We start from the raw sequence: 16,975 nt of genomic DNA on the forward strand, positions 1-16,975 counted from the left end.
AGCATCCCGTAAACACCGATAGGGTAAATTCTACCGAAGTTACAGGTATTTTCATGGTATCATCACTCAAGCCACGAGAGCTTGTCATCCGTGCATCGAAAATTGTTCATAAATCGTTATTTCTTAACTCACTAGCTCGATTTGTTACCGAAGAAGCAATTTGTTTGATGTTTCGCATTGGCTTTGGTGATATACATACAATAGAATGCTGGCGCTACATGGTTTATGTTCACGCCAAAGGCATTAGCAGATTTGTTAGTTATGCAGATTTTCCCCCAATTGTTGGGGTAACGCCACCCAGCCCAGTCGAGTTAATCAAATGGCGTAGGCGGTGGCGTAAACAACATGAATATGCTTATAGAAAACAAGCACCTGAGTGGTGGACAGAATTTTTTATAAATGAATTTTGGCAAGCTCTTTCTCAAGATATCTTGCAAAGTTGGGGTGAATTAATCGCTTTAATTAAATTTGCTTTCCCTGAAGAAACTTTGCAGGAAATGAGAAAGAGCTATCGCCTAGAAAAATCATTGCTAAATTAGGACTGAACGCCCCGCTAATAGCAATCAGGACTCAGCACTCTTATTCGCTGCACGATGAGCGCGTGCTTCTGCTGAAGCCATCACTTCATCCATATTTTCTAGCATTTCACCAGGGAAATTTTCTAAAATTCTGGTAGAAATTGCGACTCTACCTTTGCCTTCATCCAAGTCAATAATTACAGCTTTAATAGTTTGACCGACTTGAAAGACTTTTTCGAGAGATTCGATAAATTTTTGGCTGACTTGCTTAATATGCAGCAAAGCACTCATCCCATTTAAATCAACAAATACCCCAAATGGTTTAATGCCAGTTATTTTACCTTCAACTAGCTGACCAATTTCTAACAAACTGAAGTTACTCGAACGAGTAGCTAAACGTTGAGAAAGTACGAGTTTTTTACTGTTGCGGTCTACTTCCAAAAAGCCAGCGGTTAAAGTGTGACCTTTAAGTGCTTCTAAATTATCACGTTCAGCTAAATGCGATCGCGGAATAAACCCCCGCAAAGATTGAAAATCGACAGTGACACCACCTTTATTCACACCTGTTACCCGGACTTGGATTGTCTGGGAACTTTCCTGCATTTGGACCAATTTTTCCCAGATGTGTTGAATTTCTAACTGCCGTCGAGAAAGAGTTACTTGACCTTCTGCATCCTGTTCTCGGATAATCAAAAACTCTAATTCTTCTTGCAACGGCAGTACCTCCGATAAATCGGTTACTGCTCTCAAAGAAGCCTCATCGCGGGGAATATACGCAGATGCCTTACCACCAATATCGACGTACGCGCCATCGGGGTCAAGTTGGAACACTTTACCGTGAACCACCTGCCCTTTTTGAAACTGGTAGTCGTGTTTTTCGAGTGCTTGGGCAAAATCGTCCATTGTAAAAGACGAATTGGCTTTTTGAGATAGATTCGATTCGGAATTCATGACTAATGAAAATTAATTGTTATTTAACTAACACCACTGGATTTTTTAGATAGTCATCTGTCATTGGTCATGGGGTATTACTAATGACCAATGACCAATGACCCAGGACTAATCAGGTTTCAGTTCAATTGACTAAACAATTGTTTTACCTCAACCCAAGCATCCGCAGCAGCCTTTGGATTATAGCTGGCACGACGATCGCAAAAAAATCCGTGGTCAGCTCCATCGTAGCGGAAGACACGATGAGGAATTTTGTATTTTTCTAACTCTGCTTCAATTTCCTCTGTTTGTGCTGCGGGAATACTTGCATCTTCCATCCCAAAAAAGGCGTAAATTATGCCGGGAATTTGGGGAGTAAGCGTTAAAGTAGCAGCACCGCCGCCCGGTGTGTTGCTCGTAATTCTAGCACCGTAGAAAGATGCGGTGACTTTAATATCTGGTAAAGTGGCAGCAAGATAAGCGACATGACCGCCAAAACAGAAGCCAATACAACCAATGGCATTCGGTTTGATTTGGGGTAGAGCTTTGAGATAATCAATGGCTGATTGAATATCGCTGAGTAATTCTGGTGCTGTAGTTTGCTCCCAAGCGTATTTTCTGCCAACTTCAATATCTGCTGGGGTGTACCCAGCCTCAAAACCGGGAGCGAACCGATCAAATATTGCAGGTGCGATCGCTACATACCCTAGCTTGGCAATTCGCTCTGTTACATCTCGAATATGGCTATTAACACCAAAAATTTCCTGTAACACAATAATTCCTGGGTAAGTACCGGGTTCTTCCGGTTGTGCTAAATAAGCCGATATTTGCAGATTATTTTCTAAAAGCTTAACCCATGAGGTGCCTATTGCTAGTTCTGTCATAGTTATTTCTACTAATGTTGCTCGGTGATTTGATCTAACTATGCCAGTATGTTTAGGCTATTCCTCACAATTAATCAACTACTAAAGTAAATAGAACTTACGCAAAAAAACGGAAAATTAAGATACCAACCAATAGACCCAAATTCGCAAGGTTTATTGTGGAGTCAGCAGCTTGAGTTATATTTGGGTGTTTATCAAGAAAAATTACGGTTTTACACTCCTGAAGAACAACTAGTTCCGACACCAGAAGAAGTTGCTCAACAGGAGTGAGAACGTGCTGAACAAGCACAACAACGTAGCGATCGCCTAGCGGCAAAACTGCGAGAATTAAATATTGATCCAGATGCTATTTAGCAGCTACTAATCTTCCGGTAGTACCCATTTTGGCGGTTCCATCATTTTTTTCCGCCTACGTTCTTCAGCCATCGCCAGCATTTCGTCCAAAGAAGTCTCTTGGATGAATTGTGATGCGGCTTCTCTAAACTCGATATTGGGACATTTATCGCCTAAAACGCAACCTCTAACGCAGGCTTCCGCACAGTTAATTTTCGGCTCCACAGTCAATTCCTCTCTCATTAGGGTGTTTTCTTCCCCCCAAGATAAATTTTACCTGCTTAGTTGAAAAGTTTTGAGTGCTGAGTTACCGAAGTTTAGAACAGAGACTAGAGGCTGGGGAGTTGCAATCTCGAAAAATAAAAGGTAAAAGGGTGAACTTTTGTTTTTGTCATCCTTTTACCTTTTTATATACCTGATGCTTATTTAATGTTAGCCCTTGCGTCCCTCACTGCGGCAATAAAAAATAATCCTGTCAGAGGAATACTTAATCCTAGGATAATTGCAGTGGTTTGGAAGCCTAAATCCGGTTGTCCATAACTGAGTTCAAACACCGAACCGACAGCGGCGATCGCTGTTACACAAGATGCACCGAGAAACAAACCGCTTTTTGGAGTTAAATACACTACTAGCCCCCTATGCTACTGGTTTCACCGCTTGATACGAGAAGCCATTTTTAGATAACTCCTGTGCCAAAGTCAAGGAATTCTCTACCCGGTCTACAAATACTACACCGTTGAGGTGATCCATCTCATGTTGAATGCAGCGTCCGAGTAAATCCGTAGCTTTTAATGTCTGGGGACGGCCATATTCATCTTTGTACGCAATTTCTACTACTTCTGGACGCTTCACATCCAGATAAACGTTGGGAATGCTCAAACATCCTTCTTGAGCGACGCAGATTTCTTGGCTTACCTGTTTAATTGTGGGATTAATCAGTACTAGTGGTGGATTGTCTGGGTTATCTGGTTCGCAATCTATAACAATGAGTTGTTTATGAATTCCTACCTGGGGCGCAGCCAAACCAATGCCATCACTGCTGTACATAGTTTGCAACATTTCCCGTACCAGTTGCCGCAGTTCATCATCAATTTTTGTAATACGTTTTGCAGGTTGACGTAATGCGCGATCGCCCAGATAGTGCAGTTTCAAAGGCGGATTTTTTAACTTTTTTTTCTCAACAGCAATTTCAGAGGGCATGATTATTTCAATGGCTCAATTGTGCAAATTCCTACTAACCCAATTCTATCAATCTCAGTTAAACCTCATAATTTTTACTCTAAAACCCACTCATGAATTACTTAGCGTACCTCTGCACCTACCTCAGCGTAACTTCGCGTTAAAAAAACTCCCTAACGCCTGGGCGGACTTATAGCTGATTGGTTAAAGAAAGTTGTACATTGCCATCAAGAGCAACTCATAACTAGCAGCTTTAATATGAACTTCCGTGAAGAGTTTAAATTGCTACTACGCGCCCGTTACCCACTAATTTATATTCCCACCTACGAAGAAGAACGAGTCGAAGCAGCCATCCGGGAAGAAGCCACCAATCAAGGTAATCGCCCTGTTTACACTTGGGATTTTGTGGATGGCTATCAAGGAAACCCCAATGATGTAGGATTTGGGCGACGTAATCCTTTGCAAGCTTTAGAATTTCTGGAAAAATTACCCGCTTCAGCGCCAGCAGTAGTAATTTTGCGAGATTACCATCGTTTTTTAGATGATGTAGCGATCGCGCGTAAACTCCGCAACTTCGCCCGAATCCTCAAATCGCAACCGAAAAATATTGTACTGCTGTCGCCCCGCATTGCTATTCCTGACGATTTAATGGAAGTTTTAACGGTTGTGGAGTTTCCTTTACCCGCCGCGCCGGAAATTAAAACCGAGATAGAACGTTTACTCCAATCTACAGGTAATTCTCTGGCTGGCAAAGTTGTAGATGATTTGGTGCGCTCTTGTCAAGGGCTTTCCCTGGAACGGATTCGGCGAGTTTTATCCAGAGCGATCGCCACTCATGGCGAATTACAACCAGAAGATGTCGATTTAGTCTTGGAAGAAAAGCGTCAAACTATCCGTCAAACCCAAATTCTCGATTTTTACCCCGCCACCGAGCAAATTTCGGATATCGGCGGTTTGGATAATCTCAAAGATTGGCTATTACGGCGTGGTGGTTCATTTACCGACAGGGCGCGTCAGTATGGCTTACCCCATCCCCGTGGTTTATTGTTGGTAGGGATTCAAGGAACTGGAAAATCATTAACAGCCAAAGCGATCGCCCATCATTGGCACTTACCTTTGTTACGCTTAGATGTTGGACGGTTATTTGGTGGTTTAGTTGGTGAATCAGAATCACGCACACGCCAAATGATTCAAGTCGCCGAAGCCCTCGCCCCCTGCATCTTATGGATTGATGAAATCGACAAAGCCTTTTCTGGTTTGGGTAGCAAAGGTGACGCGGGAACAACGAGCCGGGTATTTGGGACTTTTATTACCTGGTTAGCCGAGAAAACCTCTCCTGTATTTGTGGTGGCTACAGCTAACGACATTCAAGCCCTACCGCCAGAAATGTTGCGAAAAGGGCGATTAGATGAAATTTTCTTTGTCGGTTTACCTACCCAAGAAGAAAGAAAAGCCATTTTTAACGTTCATTTATCCCGATTGCGCCCCCATAACTTGAAAAGCTATGACATTGATAGGTTAGCTTATGAAACACCTGATTTTTCTGGGGCGGAGATTGAGCAAACTTTAATTGAAGCTATGCACATTGGATTTAGCCAAAACCGTGATTTTAATACCGATGATATTTTAGAAGCCGCTAGTCAAATCATTCCCTTGGCGCGAACTGCTGTAGAACAAATTCAAAAACTGCAAGAATGGGCTGCGGCGGGAAGAGCGCGTCTAGCCTCAAAACACAGCCCATTGAGTGACCGTATTCACCGACAATTACAGTAATTAGTCCCAAGTCAACAGTCAATAGTCCATTGTCCCAAAAGGATGAAGCCTGAACAATTTCATACTTCATCCTTGATACTTCACACTTCACTATTGACTATTGACCATTGACCGTTGACCATTGACTATTGACTATTGACTATTAAACTAACTATGCTTTCTGGTTTACTAAAGTTAATCTTAGGTTTTGTTTTAGCGATCGCTGTTTTATTAGGTACAGGTCTGACAGTGGCGCTTTATTTCATCAATCAAACTGCCATCCCACCGACCAAACCTATTTTTGCCAACGATAATCCCTCTTTGAAAAACCAAGCTACTAAAGAAGCCAAAGACGAAACTCCAACCGAACCTGAGCCAACTACCACTCCCACCCCAACTCCAACACCTACTAAACAATTACCCCCTGGCGCTTATCCCGGACGTGTTACTTGGTCTGAAGGGCTAAGTTTACGTGCAGAACCGAATCAGGAAGCAGAAAAAGTAGGAGGAGTAACTTTCAATCAAAAAATCACAGTTTTGGAAGAAAACCCAGATAAAACTTGGGTTAAGATTCGCCCAGAAGATAGCGAGCAAGAAGGTTGGGTAAAAATTGGCAACATTGAACGTGTTAACTGAAGTTTGAAGTCTGCAACCTATTCCTTACCCCTAAACTTCATATTTTTTTAGCAAAAGCCACAATTACTGTCTATGAAAAGTGGTATATTTTTATATACAGATACTAGTGTAATTAGCAGTAAAAAATTATAATCTCTACTTACTTCCAATTCCAACTAATTTAAAATCAAAATTTTAGCCTCTTACCGAAAAATCTTTTGCACGTTGTGATGTTAACAAATAGTACAACCTATAAAACTCGATAACAAGTTAGTCAAAAAACTCTTTTACTCAGGGAATTGTCATCAGCCAACAACTTGGTAAAAAATCATGGAAGCCATTGGTTATCTTCATGTCGCCTCAGCCTACGAAGCATCGGAAAACATTGAAATTGTACCGCTCAAATTAGAATTCAAATTTTTGCATTGGACTAAACTGTCTAGCCCAGTAGCCATGCGTCTTTTATCTGTAGCACTGAGTATCGGAATTTTAAATGTAGCTGACCAAACGTTAGCACTCCAGCAAATCGGGAGTCGTGGAACAGAAGTCACAAATATTCAGAAGTGCTTAAAAAATTTAGGTTATTTTACTAGCCCCATAACTGGTAAATTTGCGAGTTTAACTCAGCAAGCAGTAATTGGCTTTCAAAAAGCTAAAGGATTAGCTGTTGATGGAATTGTTGGTGCGAAAACTCAACAAGCTTTGCAACAATCATGCCCAAGCCAAATCAAGGGTGAAAGTAGCAATGGTCAATTACGAGTTAGGAGTAAAGGTCAAGCCGTTTCCCAGTTGCAACAAAATCTGCGCCAGTTAGGCTATTTTAACGGCCCCAAAACTGGATATTTTGGTTCGCAAACTCGCCAAGCACTCATCCGCTTTCAGCAAGCGTCTCAAATCCCCGCCAATGGGGTTCTAGATAGTCGCACAGCCCAAGCACTACAAAGTAATTTAAGTGTAGGTGGAGAATATCCCCTCCTTTCGGAAGGTAGCAATGGCCCAGCGGTGACAAAATTACAACAGCGTTTGCGGGATTTAGGCTACTTCAAGATGAATCCTACTGGGAATTTTAGAAGCGTCACGAAAAATGCCGTAATTGCTTTTCAACGCAAAGCAGGCTTACCAGCAACTGGGGTTGCTAATGCCCAAACTTGGGATGCACTATATAATTCTGCTCAGGTACCAGGCAACACCAATACTGGGACTCAGCAAGTTAGAGATGTACAACAACTGCTACAAGATTTAGGGTACTATAACGGCGCTCCTACAGGTACTGTCGGCACTCTCACAAGAGATGCGATCGCCCAATTTCAACGGGACAAGGGACTAACCGCTGATGGCATTGTTGATGCCCAACTTGTGAAAGCCGTGCGCCAAGCCTGGGAAGCGAGATATTCTAATCAACCCACAAGAACAGTTCTCGCCACGGGTGCAAAAGGCGAGAATGTCAAGGCAGTTCAAGAGCGTTTGTCGCAGTTAGGTTACTTTAACCGCTCTTTGGATGGAGTTTTTGGTGAATATACGAAAAATTCTGTCTTAGAATTCCAAAAAGATTATCGCTTAAATCCCACTGGGAAAGTTGATGGGCAAACTTGGCAAGCATTAGGCTTTGAGAATTCTGTGGCGACAAATCGTCCTGTGAGTAACCGTTATTATGTGGCGGCAGTGCCAATGCAAAATAGCGATACACTCAACAAAGTACGGCTCTTTGTCCCCAATGCTTTTCCAGATATGTCTATGTCAGGAAATTACGTGAATGCTGGGGCATTTAGCGATCGCTCCGTTGCCGAAAATCTCACAAAAATGCTACGCGCCAAAGGTTTAAATGCTAAAGTGCAATTTCTTTAACATTTCGCTAGTCTAGTATCTAGGCTGTCAGATCAAATACCAGCAAAAGAATGCCAGATTCAGCATTTATTATCTTTATTGTCTTTGGCTTTGTTTGGATAGCGATGGGAGCAATTGCTGTCATCGCACTATTCAAATCGGAAGGCCAAAAAATTCGCTTTGATAAATGGGGGCTACTTGTAACTATCCCGATTATCGTCCCAATTGTGATTGTTTTGTTATATCAAGTAATTAGACCATTAATTTAGAGACGTTGCGATACAACGTCTCTAAATTATTTACTCAGCACTCAGCACTCCTCAAGATGCCACTTGTGCCGCCGTGCGAGTCCGTCGTCTTCTACCATCAGCAACTTTCACAGGTGGTTCATCAGGAATTTGCATTAATAGTGTCACAGTTGGTTGACATTGCAATTCCCGGCGAATTGAACGGGCTAATTCTCGCTCTAGAGTTCCTTGCAATCCACCCCAGTCTATTTCTGGTTGTTCACCTTCCAAAGAGGCAAATTCTGACCAACGTACGTTGAGGAGTTCTTCAATGCGTTGTTGTACCCATTTTTGAATCAGCGATCGCTCTACACTGGTGACAACACCCCGCAGGTGAATTTCTGGCTTGGCCATCAGTTTACCAGTCCAATCAATTGCTGCGGCAATAGTCACAATTCCTTCTTCTGCCATACGTTGCCGTTCTTGCAGCACTTTGGCACTGACCATCCCTGAACTAGAAGTATCCACCAATTCTATCCCCGCCTGCACTTTACCAGCCGCACGGATGGAATTTTCTGTCAGTTCAACAATATCCCCATTCTGGATAATCACCATATTTTCTGCGGGGATACCCATACTTTGGGCAGTTTCGGAGTGTTTCACCAACATCCGATGTTCGCCGTGAACCGGCACGAAGAACTTGGGACGAGTTAAAGCAATCATCAGCTTTTGGTCTTCTTGACAGCCGTGACCAGAAACGTGAATTCCCTTGTCTCGTCCATAGACCACCTTGGCACCTTGAAGCATTAACTTATCAATGGTGTTGACAACTGCGATCGTATTACCAGGAATTGGATTGGCGGAGAAGACAACGGTATCGCCTTCCCGGATTTTGATATGGGGGTGTTCTTGGTTAGCAATCCGGGTCATTGCTGCCATCGTCTCACCTTGAGAACCTGTGGTGAGAATTAACACGTTTTCGCCCGGCAGATTGCGAACCATGTGCAGTGGTTGCAGTAAATTATCTTCACACTTGACATAACCCAAATTGCGGGCATGGGCAATCAAATTCAGCATGGAACGCCCAACAACCGTAACTACTCGGTTGTGTTTCTGTGCCAGCTGCAAAATCATGTTGATGCGATGCACTGAGGAGGCGAAGGTAGTGACAAACAATCGCCCAGTGGCTTGACTAAATACCCGATCTAGATTTGGATATACCGAACGTTCGGAAGGGGTGAATCCGGGAATTTCTGAGTTTGTGGAATCACTCAACAAGCACAGCACGCCTTTTTCACCATGTTCTGCCAAACGTTGCACGTCAAATTTTTCCCCATCGACTGGGGTGTGGTCAAATTTAAAATCCCCTGTGTGAACCACGACACCCAGGGGAGTATGAATAGCAACGGTAAAACTATCAGCGATGGAATGGGTGTTGCGGATGTACTCGACAAAGAAATGTTCGCCAATCCTGACTAAATCACGAGGCAGAACTGAACGCAACTCTGTGCGATCGCGTACTCCTGCTTCTTCTAATTTCCCTTCTAGCATGGCCATTGCCAGCCTTGGCCCGTAAATCACCGGAATTTCAAATTGCTTGAGGTGAAAAGCAATGCCACCAATGTGATCTTCATGACCGTGGGTGACGATCATACCTTTAATTTTGTGACGGTTTTCCCTGAGATAACTAGTATCAGGTAAAACAATATTCACACCGTGCATTGCTTCTGTAGGGAAAGCTAAACCCGCATCTAATAAGATAATTTCATCATCGTATTCAAAAACGCAGGTATTTTTGCCAATTTCATGTAAACCGCCCAAAGGAATAATTTTTAGGGCGGAGTTAGCTTCGTTTTTAGCCATTTTCTCCTTAGTTAGATTGTTTTTTAGTGTTAATAAATTGCAGGTTAGCAAGCTTGTATTAAAAACAACACTGGCTTTCTTTCAGAAAGCAGTCAAATTTCATTTAGATTTTCAACTGTTCGTGCAATAAAATCGAAATTTACACTGAATGATTCATCGTAAATATTTTTTAGCAGCTTTAGCACAATTTGGGAAAGTGCTTCCTCAAAATCTGCCCATTATTCATATACACATTTGATTTGCGGCAACTTGCCAACCATATACGGACTAAATTAAATTTAGTTTTTGAAGCACTGCCTCTAGTATTTTGCTAACTTCTGAATCAGCGTCGCACAGCGGCAGACGAGTTGAACCAACCTCCCAACCTTGAAATTTGAGTGCTGTTTTAATGGGAATGGGATTTGTAGTTATAAATAAAGCTTTAAATAACGGGAAGAGTTGAAGATGAATATCTCTGGCTTCGGCAATTTTTCCCGCATTAAAAGCTTGAATCATCTGCTGTAGTTGGTTGCCTACCAGATGAGAAGCCACACTGACAACTCCTTTTGCCCCCAGGGCTAACAAGGGCAGGGTTAGGGAATCATCTCCAGCGTAAATCTGAAATTCTTGTGATGTCAAGCGACGGATTTCACTTGCTTGATCTAAATTACCACTGGCTTCTTTTATTCCAACAATATTATCAATTTCAGCTAATTTGACAACTGTTTCAGGACTGAGATTTTGACCGGTACGACCAGGAACGTTGTATAACAACAGTGGGCTATCGGGACAAGCTTGGGCAATTGCCTGAAAGTGTTGATATAGACCAGCTTGTGGTGGTTTATTGTAATAGGGTACAACTTGTAATGTACCATGTACTCCTATTTTAGCCGCCTTTTGGGTAGCAGCGATCGCTTCTTTGGTGGAATTGGAACCACATCCTGCTATCACCTTAGCTTTGCCGGACACTGCCTGCAATACTTCCAAAAATAGCTGGTATTCCTCCTCCCAAGTTAGGGTTGGAGATTCTCCTGTTGTACCGCATACCACCAATGTATCCGTTCCGTTATTCGCTAGATGCGCTGCTAGTTCCGCCGCTACACCATAGTTAACACTACCGTCTGCTTTGAACGGCGTGATCATAGCGGTTAAAACTCTACCAAAATCTCCCACCCTTTTTTTACTCCTGATTACCTGCTTGGTTTTTTATCTTTGGTGGTTTTATATAATGTAATAGCTTATTTGCCAATTACTTTCAAGAGTGATGCGCTCATTTGTTTTTTGCCATTCATGTTTAACTGATGACACAAAACTACTGAGAAACATAAGCTGCTGCTGATTTTATGAGATTTTTTTCCACTAATAATTCCGCAATCTGGACTGCATTCAACGCTGCACCTTTGCGAATTTGATCACCACAAAGCCATAATTCTAAACCGCAGGGATGAGAAATATCTTGCCGAATTCTTCCCACTAAAACTTCATCTCGGCCAGTTGCTTCTATGGGCATCGGAAAATGATTTGCCCGCCAATCTTCTACCAGTTTCACCCCAGGGGAGTGGCTTAAAATTTCTCTAGCGGTATCTGGATTAAATGGAGTGGCAAACTCTAGGTTAATGGCTTCTGAATGGGCGCGCAGTACGGGAACCCGTACACAAGTTGCTGTGATTCTGATTTCCTGGGTACCAAAAATCTTCCGAGTTTCATTTACCATTTTCATTTCTTCCTCACAGTACCCAAAATCATTGATTGGGGTGTTATGGGGAAATAAATTAAATGCTAATGGATATGGTAGTATTTCAGCGACTGGTTCTTGTCCTTGCAAAATGGCACTAGCTTGAGTTTTAACTTCTGCCATTGCTTTGGCACCCGCACCACTGGCTGACTGGTAGGTGGCGACAACAATCCTTTTGATTGGTTGTACTTGATGCAACGGCCATAGTGCCACTGTCATCAAAATTGTCGTGCAGTTGGGATTGGCGATGATGCCTTGATGAGAGGCCGCGGCTTGGGGATTAACTTCTGGGACAACTAATGGTACTTCTGGATTCATCCGAAAAGCACTGGAGTTGTCGATGACGACTGCGCCTTTTGCGACTGCCACTGGAGCCCACTTTTTCGATGTGGAACCGCCAGCACTAGCCAATACTATATCGACATTTTCTAAGGCGCGATCGCTAACTGATTCTACTGTTAAAGTCTCTCCTTGGAAATTCAGCGATCGCCCTACACTCCGCTCAGATGCCAGTAATTTTAATTCCGCAATGGGAAAATTTCGGCTTTCTAATAATTCCAGCAACTCTGTACCTACAGCACCAGTCGCACCTAAAATAGCTACACGATATGTTTTAGACAAATGAACTTCCTCCTTTAATTTAAGAGGTGATGAGTAATATTTTGAAATTGAGATTTATTGTAATAGCAGTAGCAGATTTTGAATAATTCTTTGATTCTATGCCAGCTTTTTGATCACAGTAGGTTAATTTTTGGGTTACATATCTTAATAAATAATTGAGTCACGTGACAATCTTTATATAATTACCCAATAAATTGTCTACCAATTAAAAAAGTATATATTATTGTACAACAAATTACTGCTCAGGGAAAAACGGACAGCAATTGCGGCTCAACCATTATTGCCTTAACCTTGACTTGGATTTAGGCAGGCGATCAATGTACTATGATCCGAGATGGCATCTAGCTAGGACAGTAAATTACCAAGCTATGCGGTAAGCACATAGTTAAATTGGATTTCTGAGGCAAACAGACCTCAAAAAAGATGAGAGGGTGTATAGATAAATTTATTGTGGGAAAGTGTCAAGTCCTTGGCCATTGGCAGTAAACTTGATCTCTACTGAAGGCACCTGCCATTCCCACCTAGAGATATCAAACCACATAAGCGTTCCATATTCGCTTGTGTGTACTTGGAGTTAAAAATACAAATAGAGACGAAGCATGAAAGTTACCCAGGAGAAACTTCCCGCCAGCCAGATAGGGCTAGAAATAGAGATTACACCAGAAATCACTCAGCAAACCTACGATAAAGTTATTAAAAACTTATCCGGTACTGCAAATATTCCTGGGTTTCGTAAAGGTAAAGTGCCTCGGCAAATATTGCTTCAGCGCTTAGGAATCGCCCGCATTAAGGCAGCCGCCCTAGACGAATTAATTCAAAATGGCATAGAAGAAGCAGTCAAACAAGAAGACATTCAAGCAATTGGTCAGCCACAATTGCGTTCTTCGTTTGAGGACTTGATCAATAATTATGAGCCAGGGAAACCCTTCACTTTCTTGGCTGCTGTTGATGTCGAACCAGAAGTAAATCTCAGCCAATACACTGGTTTGCAAGCCCAAGCTGAGGAAGTTAAATATGACCCAGCACAGGTAGATGATGTTCTGGAAAAAGAACGCCAACAAATGGCAACTTTGATTCCGGTAGAAGGAAGAGTAGCCCAAATTGGCGATGTTGCCGTTGTAGATTTTACAGGGGTGATAGCCAAAGCTGAAGGTGAAGACCCAGATGCAGAACCAACACCCATTCCTGGTGGTGATGCAGCTGATTTTCAAGTAGAGTTGCAGGAAGATAAATTTATCCCCGGTTTTGTCACAGGCATAATAGGGATGAATCCTGGCGAAACGAAGGAAATTTCTGCACAATTCCCCGATCCTTACGTTAACCAAGAGTTAGCTGGCAAACCCGCACTGTTTACAGTCACCCTCAAAGAACTGAAGGAAAAAGAACTGCCAGAACTGGACGATGACTTTGCCCAAGAAGTCAGTGACTTTGAAACCTTAGAAGAACTGCGAAAATCTCTAGAAGAACGGTATCAAAAAGAAGCTGAGGACAAAACTAAAACCAACAAACAAGAAGCATTGCTGGCAGAACTGCTCAAATATGTCGAAATTGACTTGCCAGGAACCTTAATTGACCAAGAAGTCGATGCAATGCTGACACAAACAGCCATCCGCCTGTCGCAACAGGGTTTGGATGTGAGAAAGCTGTTTACTCAAGATATTTTGCCGCAATTGCGGGAGCGATCGCGCGGTGAGGCCATTGAACGCCTAAAACGTTCTTTAGCCTTGCGGGAAATCGGCAAACGCGAGTCTCTCATTGTCACACTGGCAGAACTAGAAACTAGAGTCACAGAACTTCTAGAGCAGTATGCGGAAGAAGAGGTTGACGAAGATAAACTTCGTTCTATGGTGGAAAACGAACTGCTGAGTGAAAAGATCATCAATTGGCTCTTAGAAAACTCATCAGTTGAACTAGTCCCGGAAGGAACTTTAAGCGCCAAGGAAGAAGAATCTGAAGATGCAGAAGCAACTGCACCTGAGACTGAGGCAAGCAGCAGCGAAGCTACGGCAGAATCAGAAGCAGGGGAATAAGGGTGTAAGGGTGCGGGGGTGTAAGGAGTGATATGTATTCACTCAGCACTCAGCACTTTCCTGCCGCAATCTCTACTTTTGAGAGATCGTCACATGACTGCTCATAAAGTAGGCTAGGGTGGTGAGTGCCTGATGGAAATATGAACAATTATTACTCAGCACTCAGTCATCAAGATTTAATGGAGGCTTAATATTGCTGGAATATTAAATAAAATCCGTTATCTGTAAATACCTGAGCTTGATACCGTGTTACACGAGAAAAATCTGGATGAGGCATAATGGTTAACACATAGCTCAAATTAAAATCTCATCCGTTAAAAAAGCAGCGATCGTTGCCTTAAACTAAGTCCTACTCATTTTCAGATGTTCTCCTATGCTTTTATCGCAGTCGGGAAATTACCCCATCATCAGTTCCAGTAACCTAGCTATTAACTCCCATCTGAATGGCCCCAACAGCATTGTGCCAACTGTGGTAGAGCAGTCTGGTATGGGAGAAAGAGCATTTGATATCTACTCCCGCCTGCTGCGCGAGCGAATTGTATTTCTGGGAACTGCCATTGATGATAACGTTGCCAATTCAATTGTGGCTCAGTTGTTATTCTTGGATTCGGAAGACTCAGAAAAAGATATTCAACTGTACATTAATTCGCCTGGCGGCTCTGTCTACGCAGGAATGGCAATTTATGATACAATCCAACAAATCCGTCCTGATGTTGTTACTATCTGTTTTGGATTAGCCGCAAGCATGGGGGCATTTTTGTTAGCAGCAGGAACCGCAGGTAAGCGGATGTCTTTACCTGATTCGCGGATTATGATCCATCAACCATTGGGTGGCGCTCAAGGTCAAGCCATTGATATAGAAATCCAAGCCAGAGAGATTCTTTATATCAAAGGTCAGTTAAATCAGTTATTGGCCCATCATACGGGTCAACCTCTAGAGAGATTAGAAACAGATACAGACCGAGACTTTTTCATGTCGGCAGAAGAAGCTAAAAACTACGGTTTGATTGATCAGGTCATCTCCCGACAAAATCTTCCCACAGCTGGGGAAAACGTCACCATTCTGAAATAAGAGGCTGGTATGTCTAAGTACGACTCCCATTTAAAATGTTCGTTTTGTGGCAAGTCTCAAGAGCAGGTGCGTAAATTGATCGCAGGGCCGGGAGTATACATCTGCGACGAATGCGTTGACTTGTGTAATGAAATACTAGATGAGGAGTTACTGGACACCAACGGTGTAGCGCCACAACCAGCGCCAAAGTCTGAAGCACCTCAAAAACGTCGGAATCGTTCGGCTAATCTCTCATTTAATCAAATACCCAAGCCAAGAGAGATTAAAAAATATCTCGACGAGCATGTCATTGGCCAAGACGAAGCCAAAAAAGTATTATCAGTCGCAGTTTACAATCACTACAAGCGGCTGGCAATCCTACAGTCTAAAGGCACTGGCAAAAACGGGGCAGAAGACTCAGTAGAACTGCAAAAGTCTAATATTTTGTTAATTGGCCCAACTGGTTGCGGCAAAACGCTCTTAGCCCAAACCCTAGCCAAAATTTTAGATGTGCCTTTTGCTGTTGCTGATGCGACCACACTAACAGAAGCAGGCTATGTCGGCGAAGATGTAGAAAATATCTTATTGCGACTGTTGCAAGTGGCAGATTTAGATGTGGAAGAAGCGCAACGCGGAATCATCTACATCGACGAGATTGACAAAATTGCCCGCAAGAGTGAAAACCCATCAATTACACGAGATGTTTCTGGTGAAGGTGTACAGCAAGCCTTACTGAAAATGCTCGAAGGCACGATCGCCAACGTACCACCACAAGGGGGACGTAAACATCCTTATCAAGACTGCATTCAAATTGATACCAGTAATATTCTATTTGTTTGTGGTGGCGCTTTCGTTGGTTTAGAAAAAGTTGTAGAGCAAAGAGCCGGTAAAAAGTCAATCGGTTTTGTGCAGCCAGGAGAAGGCCAATCAAAAGAAAAACGCGCTGCTGATGTGTTGCACAACCTGGAACCAGATGATTTAGTGAAATTTGGGATGATTCCAGAGTTTATTGGCCGGATACCAATGGTGGCAGTGGTTGATCCTCTGGATGAAGAAGCACTAATGGCGATTTTGACTCAACCACGCAGTGCTTTGGTGAAACAGTACCAAAAACTGCTGAAGATGGATAACGTCCAATTAGATTTTAAACAAGATGCTTTAAGGGCGATCGCTCAAGAAGCTTACCGCCGCAAAACGGGTGCAAGAGCATTGCGGGGTATTGTAGAAGAACTGATGCTAGATGTGATGTATGAGTTACCATCGCGTAAAGATGTGACTCGCTGTACAGTAACGCGGGAAATGGTAGAAAAACGTTCTACTGCCGAACTCATAGTACATCCATCCTCACTACCAAAACCAGAATCAGCGTAAATTAGTGCTAAGTGTTGGGTTCTAAGTGCTGAGTATTGATTAAAGTTAGGAAAGAGGGGTTTT

16 protein-coding genes and 1 pseudogene are annotated in these 16,975 nt (G+C 42.8%); 9 read left to right on the forward strand and 8 right to left on the reverse strand.

All coding sequences use genetic code 11. The annotated features are described in order from the left end of the window. The first annotated feature begins 53 nt into the window (after positions 1-53). On the forward strand, positions 54-539 hold the full coding sequence (locus IQ244_RS11570; RefSeq protein ID WP_193893817.1) for a hypothetical protein: 486 nt from the start codon (positions 54-56) through the stop codon (positions 537-539). A gap of 24 nt (positions 540-563) precedes the next feature. On the opposite strand, the gene IQ244_RS11575 is transcribed toward IQ244_RS11570, so the two are convergent. Further along, entirely contained in the window at positions 564-1,469 is a 906-nt protein-coding gene (locus tag IQ244_RS11575; RefSeq protein ID WP_193893820.1) for a S1 RNA-binding domain-containing protein, read from the reverse strand. Between the two features lie 119 nt (positions 1,470-1,588). Continuing rightward, positions 1,589-2,332: a dienelactone hydrolase family protein gene (locus tag IQ244_RS11580; RefSeq protein ID WP_193893823.1), complete on the reverse strand. Its 744-nt coding sequence runs from the start codon at positions 2,330-2,332 to the stop codon at positions 1,589-1,591. A 123-nt stretch (positions 2,333-2,455) separates the two neighbouring features. Between IQ244_RS11580 and IQ244_RS11585 the strand changes: the two are divergent. Then, positions 2,456-2,686, forward strand: a pseudogene (locus IQ244_RS11585) (Uma2 family endonuclease); the annotation flags it as partial. Between the two features lie 6 nt (positions 2,687-2,692). Here the strand turns inward: IQ244_RS11585 and IQ244_RS11590 are convergent. The 3 genes from IQ244_RS11590 to def form a co-directional block, all read right to left on the reverse strand. Beyond that, entirely contained in the window at positions 2,693-2,890 is a 198-nt protein-coding gene (locus tag IQ244_RS11590; RefSeq protein ID WP_096585629.1) for a hypothetical protein, read from the reverse strand. A gap of 197 nt (positions 2,891-3,087) precedes the next feature. Then, positions 3,088-3,291 carry a hypothetical protein gene (locus IQ244_RS11595; RefSeq protein WP_096583337.1) on the reverse strand — a complete coding sequence of 68 codons (204 nt, stop codon included), beginning with the start codon at positions 3,289-3,291 and terminating at the stop codon, positions 3,088-3,090. A gap of 10 nt (positions 3,292-3,301) precedes the next feature. Next, positions 3,302-3,865, reverse strand: a complete 564-nt coding sequence (gene def / locus IQ244_RS11600; protein WP_193893826.1) for a peptide deformylase — start codon at positions 3,863-3,865, stop codon at positions 3,302-3,304. A 237-nt stretch (positions 3,866-4,102) separates the two neighbouring features. Between def and IQ244_RS11605 the strand changes: the two genes are divergently transcribed. From IQ244_RS11605 to IQ244_RS11620, 4 genes are all read left to right on the forward strand, one after another. Beyond that, the gene (locus IQ244_RS11605) at positions 4,103-5,617 is read left to right on the forward strand and encodes an AAA family ATPase (RefSeq protein WP_193893828.1); all 1,515 of its coding nucleotides are present in this window, start codon (positions 4,103-4,105) and stop codon (positions 5,615-5,617) included. Positions 5,618-5,770: 153 nt separating this feature from the next. After that, on the forward strand, positions 5,771-6,232 hold the full coding sequence (locus tag IQ244_RS11610; protein ID WP_193894046.1) for an SH3 domain-containing protein: 462 nt from the start codon (positions 5,771-5,773) through the stop codon (positions 6,230-6,232). A gap of 309 nt (positions 6,233-6,541) precedes the next feature. Continuing rightward, a complete protein-coding gene (locus IQ244_RS11615) occupies positions 6,542-8,056 on the forward strand; it encodes a peptidoglycan-binding domain-containing protein (RefSeq protein ID WP_193893845.1) in 1,515 nt (504 codons plus the stop codon). Positions 8,057-8,106: 50 nt separating this feature from the next. Continuing rightward, positions 8,107-8,304, forward strand: a complete 198-nt coding sequence (locus tag IQ244_RS11620; protein WP_193893848.1) for a hypothetical protein — start codon at positions 8,107-8,109, stop codon at positions 8,302-8,304. 51 nt (positions 8,305-8,355) lie between these two features. On the opposite strand, the gene IQ244_RS11625 is transcribed toward IQ244_RS11620, so the two are convergent. The 3 genes from IQ244_RS11625 to IQ244_RS11635 form a co-directional block, all read right to left on the reverse strand. Next, entirely contained in the window at positions 8,356-10,125 is a 1,770-nt protein-coding gene (locus IQ244_RS11625) for a ribonuclease J (RefSeq protein WP_193893851.1), read from the reverse strand. A gap of 267 nt (positions 10,126-10,392) precedes the next feature. Further along, positions 10,393-11,277, reverse strand: a complete 885-nt coding sequence (gene dapA, locus IQ244_RS11630; protein ID WP_193893854.1) for a 4-hydroxy-tetrahydrodipicolinate synthase — start codon at positions 11,275-11,277, stop codon at positions 10,393-10,395. A gap of 139 nt (positions 11,278-11,416) precedes the next feature. Further along, positions 11,417-12,460: an aspartate-semialdehyde dehydrogenase gene (locus tag IQ244_RS11635; protein ID WP_193893874.1), complete on the reverse strand. Its 1,044-nt coding sequence runs from the start codon at positions 12,458-12,460 to the stop codon at positions 11,417-11,419. A gap of 599 nt (positions 12,461-13,059) precedes the next feature. Between IQ244_RS11635 and tig the strand changes: the two genes are divergently transcribed. The 3 genes from tig (at position 13,060) to clpX (ending at position 16,912) form a co-directional block, all read left to right on the forward strand. Then, positions 13,060-14,490, forward strand: coding sequence for a trigger factor (gene tig, locus IQ244_RS11640; protein ID WP_193893877.1), 1,431 nt, complete (start codon positions 13,060-13,062; stop codon positions 14,488-14,490). A 373-nt stretch (positions 14,491-14,863) separates the two neighbouring features. After that, positions 14,864-15,562: an ATP-dependent Clp endopeptidase proteolytic subunit ClpP gene (gene clpP / locus IQ244_RS11645; RefSeq protein WP_193893880.1), complete on the forward strand. Its 699-nt coding sequence runs from the start codon at positions 14,864-14,866 to the stop codon at positions 15,560-15,562. 9 nt (positions 15,563-15,571) lie between these two features. Then, the gene (gene clpX / locus IQ244_RS11650; protein WP_193893882.1) at positions 15,572-16,912 is read left to right on the forward strand and encodes an ATP-dependent protease ATP-binding subunit ClpX; all 1,341 of its coding nucleotides are present in this window, start codon (positions 15,572-15,574) and stop codon (positions 16,910-16,912) included. The last annotated feature ends 63 nt before the right edge of the window (positions 16,913-16,975 follow it).

The organism is Nostoc sp. LEGE 06077, from assembly GCF_015207705.1.
In the GTDB taxonomy this organism is placed as follows: Bacteria; Cyanobacteriota; Cyanobacteriia; order Cyanobacteriales; family Nostocaceae; genus Nostoc_B.